Annotated in this window: 16 protein-coding genes and 1 pseudogene; 8 read left to right on the forward strand and 9 right to left on the reverse strand. The window is 44.1% G+C overall.

What is annotated here, in order from left to right; genetic code table 11:
* Window positions 1-27: 27 nt before the first annotated feature.
* From tuf to rimI, 3 genes are all read left to right on the forward strand, one after another.
* Complete coding sequence (tuf, locus tag FTV42_RS08930; protein WP_004646112.1) at window positions 28-1218, forward strand: elongation factor Tu; 1191 nt, start codon at window positions 28-30, stop codon at window positions 1216-1218.
* Window positions 1219-1442: 224 nt separating this feature from the next.
* Complete coding sequence (locus tag FTV42_RS08935; protein ID WP_180038532.1) at window positions 1443-2324, forward strand: metal-dependent hydrolase; 882 nt, start codon at window positions 1443-1445, stop codon at window positions 2322-2324.
* A 105-nt stretch (window positions 2325-2429) separates the two neighbouring features.
* Window positions 2430-2888, forward strand: a complete 459-nt coding sequence (gene rimI / locus FTV42_RS08940; protein WP_005104810.1) for a ribosomal protein S18-alanine N-acetyltransferase — start codon at window positions 2430-2432, stop codon at window positions 2886-2888.
* Between the two features lie 15 nt (window positions 2889-2903).
* Here the strand turns inward: rimI and FTV42_RS08945 are convergent, their stop codons facing one another.
* The 3 genes from FTV42_RS08945 to trxB form a co-directional block, all read right to left on the reverse strand.
* Window positions 2904-3719: an arginyltransferase gene (locus FTV42_RS08945; protein ID WP_180038533.1), complete on the reverse strand. Its 816-nt coding sequence runs from the start codon at window positions 3717-3719 to the stop codon at window positions 2904-2906.
* A gap of 21 nt (window positions 3720-3740) precedes the next feature.
* The gene (gene aat / locus FTV42_RS08950) at window positions 3741-4472 is read right to left on the reverse strand and encodes a leucyl/phenylalanyl-tRNA--protein transferase (protein ID WP_180038534.1); all 732 of its coding nucleotides are present in this window, start codon (window positions 4470-4472) and stop codon (window positions 3741-3743) included.
* Window positions 4473-4564: 92 nt separating this feature from the next.
* A complete protein-coding gene (trxB, locus tag FTV42_RS08955; protein ID WP_004730595.1) occupies window positions 4565-5527 on the reverse strand; it encodes a thioredoxin-disulfide reductase in 963 nt (320 codons plus the stop codon).
* Window positions 5528-5776: 249 nt separating this feature from the next.
* On the opposite strand from trxB, the gene FTV42_RS08960 reads away from it, so the two are divergent.
* Entirely contained in the window at window positions 5777-8836 is a 3060-nt protein-coding gene (locus FTV42_RS08960; protein WP_180038535.1) for a DNA translocase FtsK, read from the forward strand.
* 61 nt (window positions 8837-8897) lie between these two features.
* On the opposite strand, the gene FTV42_RS08965 is transcribed toward FTV42_RS08960, so the two are convergent.
* The 6 genes from FTV42_RS08965 to FTV42_RS08990 all read right to left on the reverse strand — a co-directional run bounded on the left by FTV42_RS08965 (window position 8898) and on the right by FTV42_RS08990 (window position 13417).
* Window positions 8898-9185: a PA4642 family protein gene (locus tag FTV42_RS08965; RefSeq protein WP_004279254.1), complete on the reverse strand. Its 288-nt coding sequence runs from the start codon at window positions 9183-9185 to the stop codon at window positions 8898-8900.
* A 196-nt stretch (window positions 9186-9381) separates the two neighbouring features.
* Window positions 9382-9654 carry a cell division topological specificity factor MinE gene (gene minE, locus FTV42_RS08970; RefSeq protein WP_005104804.1) on the reverse strand — a complete coding sequence of 91 codons (273 nt, stop codon included), beginning with the start codon at window positions 9652-9654 and terminating at the stop codon, window positions 9382-9384.
* Between the two features lie 2 nt (window positions 9655-9656).
* Window positions 9657-10469: a septum site-determining protein MinD gene (gene minD, locus FTV42_RS08975; protein WP_004646120.1), complete on the reverse strand. Its 813-nt coding sequence runs from the start codon at window positions 10467-10469 to the stop codon at window positions 9657-9659.
* A gap of 66 nt (window positions 10470-10535) precedes the next feature.
* Window positions 10536-11249, reverse strand: a complete 714-nt coding sequence (minC, locus tag FTV42_RS08980; RefSeq protein ID WP_180038536.1) for a septum site-determining protein MinC — start codon at window positions 11247-11249, stop codon at window positions 10536-10538.
* A 159-nt stretch (window positions 11250-11408) separates the two neighbouring features.
* Entirely contained in the window at window positions 11409-12473 is a 1065-nt protein-coding gene (locus FTV42_RS08985) for a preprotein translocase subunit SecA (RefSeq protein WP_180038537.1), read from the reverse strand.
* Between the two features lie 2 nt (window positions 12474-12475).
* Window positions 12476-13417 (reverse strand): acyltransferase, encoded by a 942-nt coding sequence (locus tag FTV42_RS08990; protein ID WP_180038538.1) that lies wholly within the window; start codon window positions 13415-13417, stop codon window positions 12476-12478.
* Window positions 13418-13669: 252 nt separating this feature from the next.
* On the opposite strand from FTV42_RS08990, the gene FTV42_RS08995 reads away from it, so the two are divergent.
* The 4 genes and pseudogenes from FTV42_RS08995 to FTV42_RS09010 all read left to right on the forward strand — a co-directional run.
* Window positions 13670-14323 (forward strand): OmpA family protein, encoded by a 654-nt coding sequence (locus FTV42_RS08995; protein WP_004730587.1) that lies wholly within the window; start codon window positions 13670-13672, stop codon window positions 14321-14323.
* A 136-nt stretch (window positions 14324-14459) separates the two neighbouring features.
* A complete protein-coding gene (locus FTV42_RS09000) occupies window positions 14460-16499 on the forward strand; it encodes a UvrD-helicase domain-containing protein (RefSeq protein ID WP_004730583.1) in 2040 nt (679 codons plus the stop codon).
* A 47-nt stretch (window positions 16500-16546) separates the two neighbouring features.
* Complete coding sequence (gene dut, locus FTV42_RS09005; protein ID WP_180038539.1) at window positions 16547-16999, forward strand: dUTP diphosphatase; 453 nt, start codon at window positions 16547-16549, stop codon at window positions 16997-16999.
* 294 nt (window positions 17000-17293) lie between these two features.
* Window positions 17294-17365: pseudogene (locus tag FTV42_RS09010) on the forward strand (IS5/IS1182 family transposase); the annotation flags it as partial.

Consider the following 17365-nt stretch of genomic DNA (forward strand, 5'->3'; position numbering starts at 1 on the left):
CATGAGTAGTTTAAAAAGGAAGATCTCATGGCTAAGGCTAAGTTTGAACGTAATAAGCCACACGTTAACGTGGGCACAATTGGTCACGTTGACCATGGTAAAACAACTTTAACAGCTGCAATTGCAACTGTATGTGCGAAGAAATTCGGTGGCGAAGCGAAAGACTACGCTGCAATCGACTCTGCACCAGAAGAAAAAGCACGTGGTATTACAATTAATACTTCACACGTAGAATACGACTCTCCAACTCGTCACTACGCTCACGTAGACTGCCCGGGCCACGCCGATTATGTTAAAAACATGATTACTGGTGCTGCTCAGATGGACGGCGCGATCCTTGTATGTGCTGCGACTGATGGTCCTATGCCACAGACTCGTGAACACATCCTGCTTTCTCGTCAGGTAGGTGTACCTTACATCGTTGTATTCTTGAACAAATGCGACCTTGTAGACGATGAAGAGCTTCTTGAGCTAGTTGAAATGGAAGTTCGTGAACTTCTTTCTACTTACGACTTCCCGGGTGATGACACTCCAGTGATCCGTGGTTCTGCTCTTCTTGCGCTTAACGGTGATGACAGCCAATACGGCGAGCCAGCGGTAGTTGCGCTTGTTGAAGCACTTGACTCTTACATTCCAGAGCCAGAGCGTGCAATTGACCTTCCATTCCTTATGCCAATTGAAGACGTATTCTCAATCTCTGGTCGTGGTACAGTAGTAACTGGCCGTGTAGAGACTGGTATCGTTAAAGTAGGTGAGTCTGTAGAAATCGTTGGTATCCGTGATACTCAAACTACTACAGTAACTGGCGTAGAGATGTTCCGTAAACTTCTTGACGAAGGTCGTGCGGGCGAGAACTGTGGTGTTCTTCTTCGTGGTACTAAGCGTGAAGACGTACAACGTGGTCAAGTATTGACTAAACCAGGTGCGATCAAGCCACACACTAAATTCGATGCGGAAGTATACGTACTTTCTAAAGAAGAAGGTGGTCGTCACACTCCATTCCTTAACGGTTACCGTCCACAGTTCTACTTCCGTACTACGGACGTAACTGGTGCGATCGCGCTTAAAGAAGGCGTGGAAATGGTTATGCCTGGTGACAACGTTGAGATGTCAGTAGAGCTAATCCACCCGATCGCAATGGACCCAGGTCTACGTTTTGCGATCCGTGAAGGCGGTCGTACAGTTGGTGCTGGTGTAGTTGCTAAAGTAACTGCATAATCGCTGATTGTGTAAGAAAAGCGCCTCTTTGAGGCGCTTTTTTTTGATTCAAACTTTTTATAAAACTAAAAATAGATTGTCGGACAATGATTTTAAAAGCTGTCCTTATCTGATATTGGCTTGACCTAAACTGCACTTATGTAAAAAAAATTACCACGTAATATACAGATAAGAATATGAATATTACATTTTCGGGCCTGGATTGGCCCGATGGGAGTGGTCACATGAATGCGAAAGTAAATATTACCAATCGTGCGGGTGCAAGTTTTCCAGTTCGTCGTATGAACTTTGATTTTGATGCTGTACCGGAATATTGGATGAATGGTTCAGCAGGTCTCACTCATTTTATGACGGCATTATCTGCGCTATTTCCAGCAGGTGAAAAGTTTTTTATAGATTCAGTCCGTGCGGTACGTAAACATCCTGCGATTGCCAATAATGAAGCATTACAAAAAGAAATTTCCGCTTTTATTGGTCAGGAAGCGATGCATACTCACGAGCATATCGGCTTTAATGCATCTGCACAAAAACATGGGCATGATGTCGAGACGCTTGATCGTTATATCGATAAAGTCATTCAAACGACACGTAAAGTCATGGCTAAACTGGGTAAGCCTGTGGGAATTACCCAAGAAATGGTAGATTTGACTGCAACCACGGCACTTGAGCATTTCACTGCAACCATTGCCTCACAGCTTTTGACCAATAGCCACATTCAGGAATTGATGACAGATGAAACCATGAAAACCATGTGGTTATGGCACGCCATCGAGGAAAATGAACATAAGGCAGTGGCTTATGATGTCTTCGAAGGGGTTTTTGGCAAAGGATTAAAAGCCTATACACTGCGTACTTCATCCTTGGTCATCGCAATGGCAACCTTATTTGTGGTGCAAAGCTATTTCCTCGCCCGTTTGCTTAAACAGGATCAGCAGTTTAATCTTGAGTCCTTAAAAGCCATTTATACCTATGCCTATAGTCCTTCTAAAGGTGTCATTACGGGTATGGCGAAAGAAATGCTGATGTATTTTAAACCGGGATTCCATCCGAATGATCATTATACAGATCAACTGTTGGCGACCTGGAAAGCCAAATTGGGTTTGTGACAGAACTGAAGATTGGAGAGCGACTAAAATCGCTCTTTTTTTTGCTCGATTTTTTGGATGAAGTTTCTATAATGCGGAGGTTGATTCTATATAAGATGAACGAAGATGATTCGTTTAATGCAAGCAGCGGATGTAGAAGTCGTTGCAAAGATTGAAAAATCAGTTCAATCACATCCCTGGACTTTAAAACAGTTCGAAGATGCTGTAACGGCTTATCAAAGTACCGTGATTGAAGTGCAAGGGCAGGTGGCCGGATTTTGTATTTTACAACCAGTGCTGGATGAAGCCAATTTATTGCTCATGGCAATTGATCCGGCACAGCAAGGTCAGGGCTTGGGCTATCAGTTGCTGGAGGCTTCAGTGGCGATGCTAAAAAATAATCCGGTGCAGATTTTCCTGGAAGTGCGCGAGAGTAATCTGGCTGCGATCAAGCTGTATGAAAAATCAGGCTTTCATCAGATTGATCTGCGCAAGAATTATTATCCTAACAGTAACGGAAGCCGTGAACATGCCATCATTATGGTGAAAGCATGTACGGATGATTTTGCCAGTCTGTTTAAATAATACAAACTGACGACCTTATTTAATAATCTGGTGATTCCATCCGCTGGGTAAGGTCGTCATTAATGAGTTTCCCAAGTGCTGAATCTCCGTGGCACTCAGGGCATGATTTAAACGTCGCCATTGTCCATCGATCAAGAGTTCCAGTGGCAGATACTGAGATTTGTAATTCATCTTGCTAGAATGCGGTACCCAATAACCCAGATAGATAAATTGCAAGCCCAGCTTTTGTGCATGTTCAATCTGTTTCAAGATCGCAAAAGCACCGAGTGAGCGGCGATTTTCATCCGGATCAAAGAAGGTATAGACGGCAGAGATGCCATCATCCAGCAGATCGCAGGTTGAAACACTGATTAGACGCTCACCTTGCCATAACTCTAGAAAGAAGCTGTCGGTACAGCTTTGTAATAAAAATTTTTCGAACTGATCCCGAGTGGGTGGGAACATATCGCCATCTGCGTGGCGTTCATTGATATAGCGTTCATACAGCGCATAATGCAGGTCACCGGCGTGCTCTGGACTGGTAATTTTCATCACCAGATCCTGATTCCGTTTCCCGGCTTTTTTTTGTGAACTGTTCATGCGGAATTCAGCAACGGGTACACGCGAAGACAGACATTGACGACACAGATGACATTCGGGGCGATAGACGAAATCACCACTGCGGCGGAAACCGGTACGTGACAGTTCCGATAAAGTTACGACATCAATACGATGTGAAGGATCCAGAAAAACCATGCGCGCTGACTTGTTGGGCAAATAGCTACAATCATGCGGCGGCGTAATATAGTACTGTAAATCGTTCAGTAGGGCCTTTGGCTGATAAGAGTTCATAACAACTACCCTCTGTTATTTTCATTCACTTAAGCGCGCGTTTTGCGCTATTGTTTTACTTGAAAATACACCTTCCTGATACTTTTTCCAATCGATAGCAGGCTTTTTTACAATATCTTGTAAAGAATTAAGATAGGCTTGGCGAGAAAGTGTGCATGCACCCAGGCTTAACAGGTGATTGTTGACCAGTTGGCAGTCGATCCAGGGTAGTTTATTTTCCTGTCCAATCAGCATTAAAGTGTAGAAAGCCATTTTAGAAACATCGGTTTGCGTACTAAACATGGATTCACCAAAACAGCCTTGACCAATGGTCACACCATAAAGTCCACCGACGACGCGATCTTCATCCCAGACCTCAATGCTATAGCCATATCCTGCGTCGAACATGTCGCAATAGCCTGCGATAATATCTTCACTGATCCAGGTGTCGTCTGCATAAGCACGAGGCAATGAACAGGAACGAATCACTCTTTCAAAAGCATGATTGACCGTAATTTTATAATCCTGCTTTTTCATATTACGTAGCAGGGATTTGCTCGGATGATAATCTTCGGGGCGAATAATGCAGCGTGGTTCCGGACTCCACCAGCAAATCGGATCACCTTCTGAAAACCATGGAAATAATCCATGTGTATAGGCTTCATAAAGTGTAGAAGGGGAGAGGTCGGCACCAATACAAATCAGTCCTTCACCTTCAGGATCAACCTCGACTGGATTGGGAAAAATGAATTCTGAGGGAGGAAGTAAAGACATGGCAGACCCGACATAAATCTATGGATAAATCATCATCTCATTCTAGCAATAAAAAAGCCGCCCATAATGGACGGCGTTTTTATTCTTGCTGCTTAGTCTAGTTTACCCATCGCATCAAGATATTTTTCCGCATCCAGTGCAGCCATACAGCCTGAACCCGCAGAAGTAATCGCCTGACGATAAATACTGTCTGCAATATCACCGGCTGCGAATACACCCGGTACCGACGTTTGTGTTGCATTACCTGCAGTACCGCTTTGCACCTGGATATAGCCGTCACGAAGTTCTAACTGGCCTTCGAACATGGTGCTATTTGGCTTGTGACCAATCGCCACAAACATACCCGTCACATCAATGTTTTGAGTAGAGTCATCTTGCGTTGATTTAATACGAACTGAGGTCACACCAGATTGTGCATCACCGAGTACTTCATCGACCTGATGGTTCCAGATAATGCTGATCTTGCCTTCTTTTTCTTTGGCAAATAAATGATCTTGCAAGATTTTTTCGGAACGTAAGGAATCACGACGGTGAACCAGAGTCACGTGAGAAGCAATGTTAGATAAATACAACGCTTCTTCAACAGCAGTATTACCACCACCTACGACCATTACTTTCTGGTTTTTATAGAAGAAACCATCACAGGTTGCGCAAGCACTGACACCTTGACCCATATAGGCTGCTTCAGATTCCAGACCGAGGTATTGGGCAGTTGCACCGGTACAGATGATCAGAGCATCACAGGTGAATTCTTCCATATCGCCTTTTAACACGAAGGGGCGCTGGCTAAGATCCACTTCATTGATATGGTCATACACGATTTCAGTGCCAAAACGCTCTGCATGTGCCTGCATACGTTCCATCAATGCTGGACCAGTCAAACCTTCGGGATCACCCGGCCAGTTATCGACGTCAGTCGTCGTGGTCAGCTGACCGCCCAGTTGCAAGCCTGCAATCAGGGTAGGTTTCAAGTTTGCACGCGCTGCATACACTGCTGCGCTATAGCCTGCAGGGCCAGAACCTAAAATAATCAGTCGTGAGTGACGTGCGCTCATCAGCTGTATCCTTTTTTATTTAGAAATTTATTGAATTATACGTGAAACTGTATAACAGTGGTGTGAGATTAAAGTCGATATTATTGATCATTGAAATCGATTTGGGCTATATAGCATAAGTAACATTGTGCTTGCACAATAGTGCATCTTTTTTCACAGAACAGGTGCATAATATGCATTTTATTGCGTCGCTTTTTTCAAGCATTGAAGCAAAAGAATATTCATGAAGAATTGGTTACAGGACAGTATATGACAGCGGTGTCGAGTGCCTATGCACAGCGCTTAGTAATGACATTATTTTTAGTCTCATTTGGGATTTATCTGTTTCTTGCAACAGTGACCTATACGCCATTTGATCCGGGGTGGATGCATATCTCTAGTGATACGCAGACCGTTTCGAATGCTAGTGGGGTAGCGGGTGCCTGGATTGCAGACCTTTTGTTTGGCTTTCTCGGTTGGGCAAGTCTGCTGATCCCTGTCTATCTGTTTATGGAGGCGATTCAGGTCTGGTGGCCGCGTAGCTTCCTGAACCGGCCATTTCGCTATGCTGCGCAATTCTTCCTGTTGCTGAGCACCTCAGCGCTTTTGTTTTTATTCTGGCAAGTTCCTGCTGATACGCTGGATAATTCTTCCGGCGGTATTATTGGCTATGAATTAGGCCAGAGTCTGGAACAATTGCTGACAGTCTATGGTGCAGCATTCTTCCTGCTGGTGCTTTGGGTGGTGTTATTTACCTTGGCTTTTGGGGTGAAGTGGAACAAGACCTGGAGCAGCCTCAAAGCAACGCCTGCTTATCTACAAGACCTGTTCTACCGTAATGTGCCTGAAGGCATGTCTGATTTTGATCGGACTGCACCTGTCGCCAAAAAAGAGCCAGTCATTAGTGCAAAAAAAGTAGCGGTTGCAGTAACACCTGCGCCTGAGCATCAACTGGTAGAAATAGATCCGGTGGTGCGCGATCAGGTGGCTGAACGCTTATTTGATGATTTTGCCGATAAAGAATCACAACAACCGCAGTTTTATGATGATCTTCCCGAAGCTGAGCAGCAGGCTCCTGAGCCAGTCGAGACATTTAAGCAAGTACAGCAAGTGCCTCAACAGCCGGATCGTGTGGTAGCCACAGGCGAGGTGTGGCGTGCCTTACATTCAAATGAAGATCAGCGGCATAAACAGGATATTGATGCCTTACTCAAAGCAGCCGAAGAAGAACAGCTTGATTCTCCAGTCTCACATATAGCTGCTCCACAATCTGTTGCAGCACAGACTCATGCTCATACCAGAACCGCATCGACTTCACATACAGGCCTGGACTGGGATGATGATGAAATCTTTGATGAACTTCTGGCTGCAGTTCCGCAAGGTAAAACTGCGACCGATGTGCATAGTCCATTCAATACAGCGTCAGCCGAAAAGACAGTAAGAATTGTGGAAGACATGACCAATGTTGCACCTGTCATGGCATCTATGGCGACTGCACATGTCGTGAAAAATAGCGCATTACAGGCCGATCTGGATGACCTGGGTGATTTGCTGATTGAAGAAGATGAGCCAAGCCCACCAGTACGTGCATCAAGCTATGCCCAATCTTCTGCATTTGTACAGGCACCAATTCAGCATCAGGGTATAGAGCAACCAGTATCTCCTCCTTCTGCAACTCATGCAGCAGTACGCGAAGCTTTATCTAAAGAAGAATTTGTAGAAGCCTGGCAAGAAACGGCTGGCAAGCCACAGGATGAAGACGAGTTTGATTTTGATGCGCCTTTAACTGATGCTTCAGGCCGTCCGATGTCACGTGCCATGCAGGTGGTTGAGCGCCGTAAAGATTTATCGCCGCTTCCAGGTCTGGATTTACTGGATGAAGTTGATCCCAATAAAAAAGTGAATTTTACCGAAGAGCAGCTGGCACGTTTATCTGAACTTCTTGAAATCAAGTTGCAAGAATTTAATGTCAAAGCCAAGGTGGTAGAAGCACAGCCAGGCCCAGTCGTAACACGTTTTGAACTGGATCTGGCGCCAGGGGTAAAAGCCTCTAAAGTGACGAATATTTCGCGTGATCTGGCACGTTCGATGTCGATGGCATCGGTGCGTGTGGTTGAGGTCATTCCGGGCAAGCCGTATATTGGAATTGAAGTACCGAACAGTACCCGTGAAATGGTCCGTTTAATTGAACTTTTAACTATTCCAGCTTTCACTGATCCGAATAGCATCCTCTCCATGGCAATGGGTAAGGATATTTCCGGTAATCCGGTGATTGCTGATCTGGGTAAAGCACCGCATATGCTGGTGGCAGGGACCACGGGTTCAGGTAAATCGGTGGCGGTGAACTCGATGATTTTATCGATGTTGCTGAAATATACCCCAGATGAATTGCGTTTAATTCTGATCGATCCGAAGCAGCTGGAACTGGCGAACTATAATGATATTCCGCATTTGTTGACGCCTGTAGTCACCGATATGAAAGATGCGGTCAGCGCATTGAACTGGTGTGTCAATGAGATGGAACGTCGTTATAAGCTGATGTCTTTCTTGAAAATCCGTAAACTAAGCGACTATAACCGCAAGGTGGAAGAGGCAATTGCCAATGGTGAAGACCTGATCGATCCAACCTGGAAAGCCAGCGATTCTGTTGTGGGTGAGCGTGCGCCGCGTTTGACGCCGTTGCCATCCATTGTGATTGTCGCGGATGAGTTCGCGGATATGATCATGCAGGTCGGTAAAAAAGCCGAAGAAATGATTACCCGTCTGGCACAAAAATCACGTGCGGCCGGTATTCACCTGTTGCTTGCGACCCAGCGTCCATCAGTAGATGTAATCACAGGCTTGATTAAGGCCAATATTCCGACACGTGTCGCATTACGGGTTAACTCCAAGATCGATTCGCGTACCATTCTGGATGCCGGCGGTGCAGAAGATTTACTTGGTCATGGTGACATGCTATTCCTCGGCCCGGGTAAAATTGAACCTGAACGTGTGCATGGTGCGTTTATTGCTGATGACGAAGTGAACCGGATCTGTGATGCATGGCGTGAACGTGGTTCACCAAACTATGTCGACGAGATCCTGACACCGTTTGATGAAGAGCCATCGGGTCGCGGTTTTGAAGATGGTGGCGACGGTGGATCAGACCGCGATGCACTGTATGACCAGTGTGTGGCATTTGTACTAGAAACCCGTAAGGCTTCCACTTCATCCTTACAGCGTAAATTCAGTCTGGGTTATAACCGTGCTGCACGGATCATTGACCAGATGGAAGAAAACGGCATTGTCAGCGGTATGGGTGCCAATGGTAAACGCGAGATTCTGGTTTAATTTCAGTCTACCTTCAATAAAAAAGCCTGCTTTTAAAGCAGGCTTTTTTATGTATTTTGACTCAGGCAAATTTTGCCAATACATCCAGAAACTCGGCACTTTGACGCGGGAAAGTGGCAATCACGTCATGAATCCGTTGTCCTTCCGGATTGGTTGCATTGACATCACGGCCATCAGCGACAAATTTCGTCAACAGGCGTTCATAATCAAATGGACGCATATGCTTGAAAGCATGATAGAGCACGTGAAAATCAGCATTAACACCTGCAGGAGGAAGCTGATTCAAGTAGGCAAATACACGCTCATCTGACCATTCTTCGTTAAAGGTCGCTGGTTGAGATAATGCCATCGCAATTTCCTTGATCTAATGTAGTTTTTTCGGCATGAAAAAAGGCAAAATATGAGACTAGATTAGCAAAGCACTGCTTTGCCTAGTCGCAAGACTTGAAGCTATGCTTCAAGTGGGCGGAATATAGCTAAACTACTATTTCTACCACTCTCATATTTTGCCTTGAATCAATTTACTTGACCAATCAAAAATCAGATTATCGTTCTTCAGGTAAATTGATATTCATTTCAAGCATTTCAATATTGGCTTCAGAACGAACCTGCATTTGAATATGCTGTTCATCGACACCGCGAACATAACGATTGACCACCTGCATGATTTCAGTCTTCATCTGGTCAATTTTGTCCTGGCTCAAGCGACGACCCAAGCCTTGTTCGGATGCAACGATCACCTTCAAACGGTCTTTAGCAGTCCGTGCGCTTGATGGCTTCTCCTCACCACTAAAAAGTTTACTCCAGAATCCTGCCATGTCTACGCTCCAAATAGTCGTGCTAACCAGCCCTTAGGTTTTACCTCAATATGACGGTAAGGACGCTCTTCACCAAGGAAACGCGCCACCAGGTCATCATAAGCCTGACCCGCTGAAGCCTCAGTGAAAAGAATCACTGGCTTACCTTCGTTTGATGCTTGTAAAACGCTTGGACACTCAGGAATAACACCTAGGGTCGGTACACGTAAAATATCCTTAGAAATATCGTCAATTGTCAGCATTTCCTGTTTATCGGCACGTTCCGGATTGAAACGGGTAATACACAGATGCTTACGGATGCGACCTTCGTTTTGTTCTACTTTTTTTGTTTTGCTATCGAGCATACCAATGATACGGTCAGAGTCACGGACTGAAGAAATTTCAGGGTTGGTCACAATGATCGCTTCATCCGCATGGTACATAGCCAGAATGGCACCACGCTCGATACCGGCAGGTGAATCACAAATAATATAGTCAAATTCCTGCGAAAGCTCATCCATTACACGTGCTACACCCTCATCGGTTAAGGCATCTTTATCACGTGTTTGGGAAGCAGGTAAAATATATAAATTCTCAATATCTTTATCGCGAATCAGTGCTTGTTGTAATCGTGCTTCGTTATTTAAAACATTCACAAAATCATAAACTACACGGCGTTCACAGCCCATAATCAAATCAAGGTTACGTAAACCTACATCAAAATCAATAACAACAGTTTTGTGACCACGTAGGGCTAAACCTGTTGCAAAAGATGCACTTGTTGTAGTTTTACCTACACCACCTTTGCCTGATGTTACGACAACAATTTTCGCCACCGAATCCACTCCTGTTATGGTTCAAATCCCCTGTTTAAAATGGGGTTTTTGGTGTTTATTTATACATTAAAATTGTAGAGCTTCAAATACAAGCTCTTGTTGATCATTCAAGTAAATATGCACTGATTTTTTGACCACATGCGGAGGAATGTCATCCGCTACGCAATAGGTGCCTGCGATCGAAATCAGTTCTGCTTCGAGGGTATGACAGAAAATGCGTGCTGCAGTATTACCACCCGCACCCGCAATGACACGGCCACGTGCGCTACCATAGACATGAATATTGCCCGAAGCAATCACTTCTGAACCACTGTTGATGCCGGCATTAATAATAATGTCGCCATTATGCTGCACAATACATTGGCCGGTACGCAGGATTTCATCATGATATGAGGTGATATGCGCAACGATCGGGGCAGCAGGGGCTTGATTATCATTCACCGCTGTAGGTTCTGGTTTAACTTCCACGACCTGTTCTTTGGTGGCTTTAATTTCTTCTAACTGGCGATCGGGCGGCAGAACCGGGAACTGAATGGCACGCGCCTGCTCGCCGAGTAAGCCTTCCGTGACAGCCATCGGCTGTATATCCAGGTCGATTAATAACTGAATCAGGGCAATCAATTCCTGTTCAACTGAACTTTCGATGACGGCCAAAGTGCCCGGTGGAAATGCAGCTTGTAATTTTGGGCTAAGTTGCTGGCGGATGGCATCATGATCATTGGTATCTAGACTAATGCGTATCGCATTGACCATTCTGCCTTTTATCCGTATATCAGCCATAATTTTTCCTTAAATACTTCTGACGTGCTGGTTTTGTGTCGAAGCAATGTTGTAAATAGTGCAAATCCTAGAACAAATTGCAGTAATTCTCTAGCGATCTCAGTTATTTTTTTATGCGAACAGAACCGGACGGATTGATCTGATTCTGTACTTTAAACTTTACTTATCTATTGAGCTCTGATTTTGCTCATGTTCTTCTAAAATCTGTTGCCACTGTTTGACTTTTACCTGTTTTCGGATTGCTTCAAGTGTTTCAAAAACAGCCGATTCGACCAATTTATCAATATGTGGATTATGTTCAATCTGAATCTGGCTGATTTTATCTGAAATTAGGGTAAAAGTAGGATTTTCTTTTTGACCTGTGTGGGTAAATGGTTCAATCAGTCCTTGCGTGATATTTTCCCCCAAGCGTTGACCGATACTTTGAATTTGCTGTTCAATCCGGCTGCCCACAATTGGAATCAAACGTAATAATTGGGTCAGTTCTGGGGTATCTTCAATCGCCTGATTGACCACTTGCCCTACATTTTTAGCGATCATGGAACGTTGTGACTGTAATTCCTTACCCAAAGATTCCTGCAAGATATCTGCCAAAGCAATCGCCAGTAATTTACGGTGATGTTCCACCAAATCATCAATTAACTGTTTATGTGATGTACTCGTGGTCAGTTCACGCTTAATACCGTCCAGTACGGTCAGGACCACCCGGCTGGAAAGCTCTTCCATCAGCATATTGTAATAAAAGTTGCCTTGGCGATACCAGCGATTGGGAATTACTTTATAACCATGGCTATGCAGATTGTAGCCAATCGCAACCGCACGCAGCAGGCGTAGGAAACGTAGCTGAGGGATAATGGATAAAATTTCATACCAGTGCACAAAAGGGAAGAACCACCAGCGTCGATGATGACGCAGGACAATCGCGATGACCCAGCGTGCCAGTAATTCACAGACCAAAAAGGTGGTAAACCAGCCCTCGGTAATGATCACCCAAGGGCGTAAATCACTTTTATAAAACTGCAAGATTTCCGGTAAACGAATGAAGTCAAACAACCACTGCCCAAAATCGCTCATTAAAATGGCGTTAGCACTGAGACAGAACAGATTGATGATGATCAGAACCATCATGAAAACATCGTAAATCAGTGCAATTTTCCAGCCCCAGGTTCCTTTACGAACAAATTTAAATGAGCTGGACGTAATGTCCGGGTTGTCGTTCTTCATAATTACTCGGTTATAGATCCGACCGGGGCTTGGGCAAATTTCTGCTGCATTTGTGCGATGAGCTGATCTTTTTCAGTCCAGATTTGATCAATCCATTTTTGAAAACGTGCACGATATTCAGCATCATCTTCATAATTGCCGCCCAGTACCCAGTCTGGAATATCAATTTTTCTTAAATTTACCGCAATACGTGGCACTTCACCTAACCAAAATTCACCATAGCCCGGAATACCGTCAGGATAAACAATGGTCATGTCGACCAGCGCATCAATTTTATCGCCGAGAATACTGATCGCCAATGCCAGACCACCGGCTTTAGGTTTCAGTAAATGTGTATAGGGCGACTGCTGCTGATCATGCTTTTCCTGGGTAAAGCGGGTGCCTTCCAGATAATTTAACAGGGTAAAAGGCTGACTGATCAGCTGTTCACAAGATTTGCGTGCTTCTTCCATATCCCGGTATTTCAGTGCAGGATTTTTGGCAATCTGTTCCTTGCTATGCCGTTTCATCATCGGGAAGCCCAAAATTTTAAAGGCCTGACCAACAAAAGGAATAAAAATAAGTTCCCATTTGGTAAAGAAACGCGTCAGTGGCATACGGGTAAGACCGAAGTACTGGTTGACGGTGGTATCGACCCAGCTCTGATGATTACAGGTCATCAAATAACGGCCCTGCATATTCAAATCCAGTGATTCATCTACGCTGATTTGCCATTGGGTATTTTTTAAAACATGCTCAATCAGCCAGTTATTGACCCCTAACCAGCTGTTGGTAATCTTGATATTGGTTTCATCCACTTTTGCGGATTTTTTAAAAATTTTGGTTAAACCCAAGGCCAGCACCGGGGGGCCATGAAAAAAAGTACTGCCAGTCATGACTGAAGTGACCGTCAGGCCACGTGCCAGTTTTTTTAAAGTCGGTTGCTTGTTGCTATTCGATGACATATCCAAACAGTCCCCAGAGATTAATCACTTAAATTTTTTCATATTTTGAGTAATATAGAGACAGTTAGGCAAATAAAAAAGCCTAAACAGGAAACTATGAAGATATTGTGACGAACTACTTGGTTTTAGTTACATATAAACATTACAAAATATTACTAAACGATTTATTATTAACAAAAATTCAATGGTTAGCCCATTCAATTTAAATCATTATCTCGCTTAACAACAAAGCATACAATAAGGAGTCATGCGATGCGTGCACTAGTCATTTCAGCAGCTGTAGCAGGGGCCGTAGCACTTACAGGTTGTCAATCAACTGGTAATAACATCGGTGGTGTGGAATATGATAAAGCTGCTCTAGGTACTTTAATTGGTGCTGCAGCAGGTTACGGTGTTTCTAAAGGCAATGCGAATACCAGCCGTCAAAATAACCGTGCAGCAGCGATTGGTGCTGTTGTTGGTGGTGCAGCGGGTGTGTATCTTGATAACAAAGAGAAAAAATTACGTCAAGCAACAGCGGGTACGGGCGTAGACGTTAACCGTAATGCAGATGGTTCGATTAACCTTGTGATGCCAGGCAGCATTACATTTGATACCAACAAATCAAATATCAAACCAAACTTCTATGGCACTTTAAACAAAGTGGCGCAAGTATTAACTGAAGATAACAAGAGCGGTATCCTTGTAACTGGTTATACCGACAGCACGGGTAATGACTCAATTAACTTGCCATTGTCTCAAGCACGCGCAAATTCTGTAGCGACTTATTTGGCTGGTCAAGGTGTTGTACGTTCACGTATTAATGCTCAAGGTTTAGGTTCAGCGAACCCGATTGCAGACAACACAACTGCTGCGGGTAAAGAACAAAACCGTCGTGTAGAAATCGCGGTATATGCAGTTCAATAATTCTTGAACGCTTAAGAAAAACCACCTTCGGGTGGTTTTTTTATATCTGAACATTGACCTGATTAATCGTATTTTAAATTAGGCAACTGGGGCAGAGATGACTATAATCGGAGCCGAATCTAGAAGAGGAAGCCATATGTCACTCGCCAGTCAGTTAAATGACAAGCAACTTGAAGCCATGAAATACACTCAAGGACCCTTGTTAGTACTTGCAGGAGCGGGTTCAGGCAAGACTTCAGTAATCACGCGAAAAATCGCATATTTAGTCAAGCATTGCGGGATTCCTGCACATCGTATAACTGCGATGACCTTTACCAACAAAGCGGCACGTGAGATGAAAGAGCGTGTCAGTAAATTATTGACGCGTGAAGAAAGTAAAGGGGTTTCAGTTTCGACTTTCCATACTTTTGGCCTGAATATGCTGCGCCTGGAGTTGAAACATACCCCACTGAAAAATAATTTCTCGATTCTGGATGCTGACGACTGTAAACGCATTCTGATGGATCTGATGCAGCGTGACAATTTATCCGGTGCAGAAAGCAAAGAACTGATTGCCAAAGCCATGAAAATGATCTCGGACTGGAAAAATGATCTGATTCCACCCGAGCAGGCACATACTACCTGTGAAACTGCCGAAGATGTGCAGTTTGCGCATTTATATCAATTATATGAACGTAATTTGCGTGCCTATAACGCCGTGGATTTTGATGACCTGATTGTGATGCCAACGCGCTTGCTGCAGGAAAATGCCGAAGTTCGTGACAAATGGCAAAATCGCGTGCGTTATTTGCTGGTCGATGAATATCAGGATACCAATACGGCGCAGTATATTCTGGTGAAATTACTGGTTGGCGTGATGGGACAGTTCACCGCCGTAGGCGATGATGACCAGTCGATTTATGCCTGGCGTGGTGCTAAACCGGAAAATATGGCCTTGCTGCAGCAGGATTTTCCTAATTTAAAAGTGATTAAACTGGAACAGAACTATCGTTCGACCAGTCGTATTCTCAAAGCAGCCAACACCGTGATTGGTAATAATCCGCATATTTTTGATAAAAAGCTTTGGTCGGACAAAGGCCATGGTGAAGTGATCCGTGTGATTACCTGCCGCAATGATGATGATGAAGCAGAACGCGTGGTTAAAGACCTGATCACGCATAAATTGATGAACGGTAAAAGCTGGAAAGATTATGCGGTGTTGTACCGCGGCAATTTCCAGGCGCGTATTTTAGAAACCCATCTGCGCCAGATGCAGATTCCGTATAAATTATCTGGCGGACAGTCCTTCTTCGCACGTGCCGAAATCAAGGACATGATGAGCTATTTACGCTTGATCATTAACCCTGAAGATGACAGTGCATTTTTACGAATTATCAATACGCCAAAACGAGCAATTGGTCCGGTAACGCTGGAAAAGCTCGGTCTATTTGCTCAGGAAAATAATCTGTCGCTTCTGGCTGCGGCTGCGGATCAGCGTCTGACCATGGCGATTCCGAAAAAGGCCACGACTCAATTGGCTGAGTTTGCCGATTTTATTGAGGGTTTTACCCGCAATTTACTGGATGATGATGAACCAGTGCCAATTATCCGCCAGATGATGATTGAAGCCGGTTATATCGATTACATCAAGGAAACTGCAGCCACACCAGCGCAGGAAAAGACCAAGCTCGACAATATCGAAGTGCTCTACAGTAGTATTCAAAGCCTGATTAACCGCGCTGAAGATGTTGATGAAAAAAATATTGAAAGTGTGATTCGTAAAATGGTGCTGCTGGACATGCTCGAGCAGCAGCAGGAAGAAGAGGACACCGATAAAGTCAATTTATTGACTTTGCATGCGTCTAAAGGTCTGGAATTTCCTTATGTCTATCTGATCGGGCTGGAAGAAGAAATTCTGCCACATAAAAACTCGATCGCTGCAGAAACGGTCGAAGAGGAACGCCGTCTGATGTATGTGGGGATTACCCGTGCACGTCAGGGACTGACCATTACTCTGGCAGAACAGCGCAAGGCCGGTGGGCAGATGAAGCAGATGACCCCAAGCCGTTTTCTGGATGAATTACCAGAAGATGAGCTGGAATGGTTAGGTCGTAAGAAAAAGCTGGCAGGCAACATCGATCCCAAATTACAAGCCCAACATTATCTGGATAATTTGCGTAATCTTATCAAACGATAAGGCGCAAGGCTTGCTCTTATTTTAAATGAAACAACAGGAATGAATACATGAAAGTTCAGGTGAAAGTCCTTGACTCGCGTCTTGGTCAGGAATTGCCATTACCGACTTATGCTACGACAGGTTCAGCGGGGCTGGATTTGCGTGCGTGTGTTACAGAAACTACGATCATTGAACCAGGCCAGACTGTTTTGGTAAAAACTGGTTTAGCAATCTATATTGAAGATCCTGCATTTGCTGGTCTGATTTTGCCACGTTCGGGTTTGGGGCATAAACACGGGATCGTGTTGGGTAACCTGGTGGGTTTAATCGATTCTGATTATCAGGGTGAATTGATGGTATCTGTGTGGAATCGTAGCCAGACGGCTTTCAGCTTAGAGCCAGGTGAACGTTTGGCGCAGTATGTCTTGGTTCCTGTGATGCAGGCTGAATTCGATCTGGTGAATGAATTCGAAGCCACTGAACGCGGTGTTGGCGGTTTTGGTCATACGGGTAAAAACTAAGTTTTAATAATGGCTTACATTCATTAACTGGATGTAAGTCATTATTAGTTGATTAGATTCAATATTAAAAAAATGAGTGGGTTGAAATATATTTAAAAATAAAACCTTATTTTCTGGCCAAATAGAGTTCTTTAAATCTAAAATTGATGTAGTGATCAAATATCTAATCAGATGAAACTCAAAATAAATATAATTAAATAATCATTGTTTAATTAGGGTGTGTTGACACTTTTAGCTTAAAAAAAATAGCGAAGTAGTAAAATCAAATCGCCAAACCCAATTTTACTATTCGCTATGCCTCGTACCATGCTGACAGATCAACACTGGCAAAAGTTGAAAGTTATTCTGCGTAATTTATCCATTCAC

The organism is Acinetobacter sp. YH16052, from assembly GCF_013417155.1.
Classification (GTDB): Bacteria; Pseudomonadota; Gammaproteobacteria; order Pseudomonadales; family Moraxellaceae; genus Acinetobacter.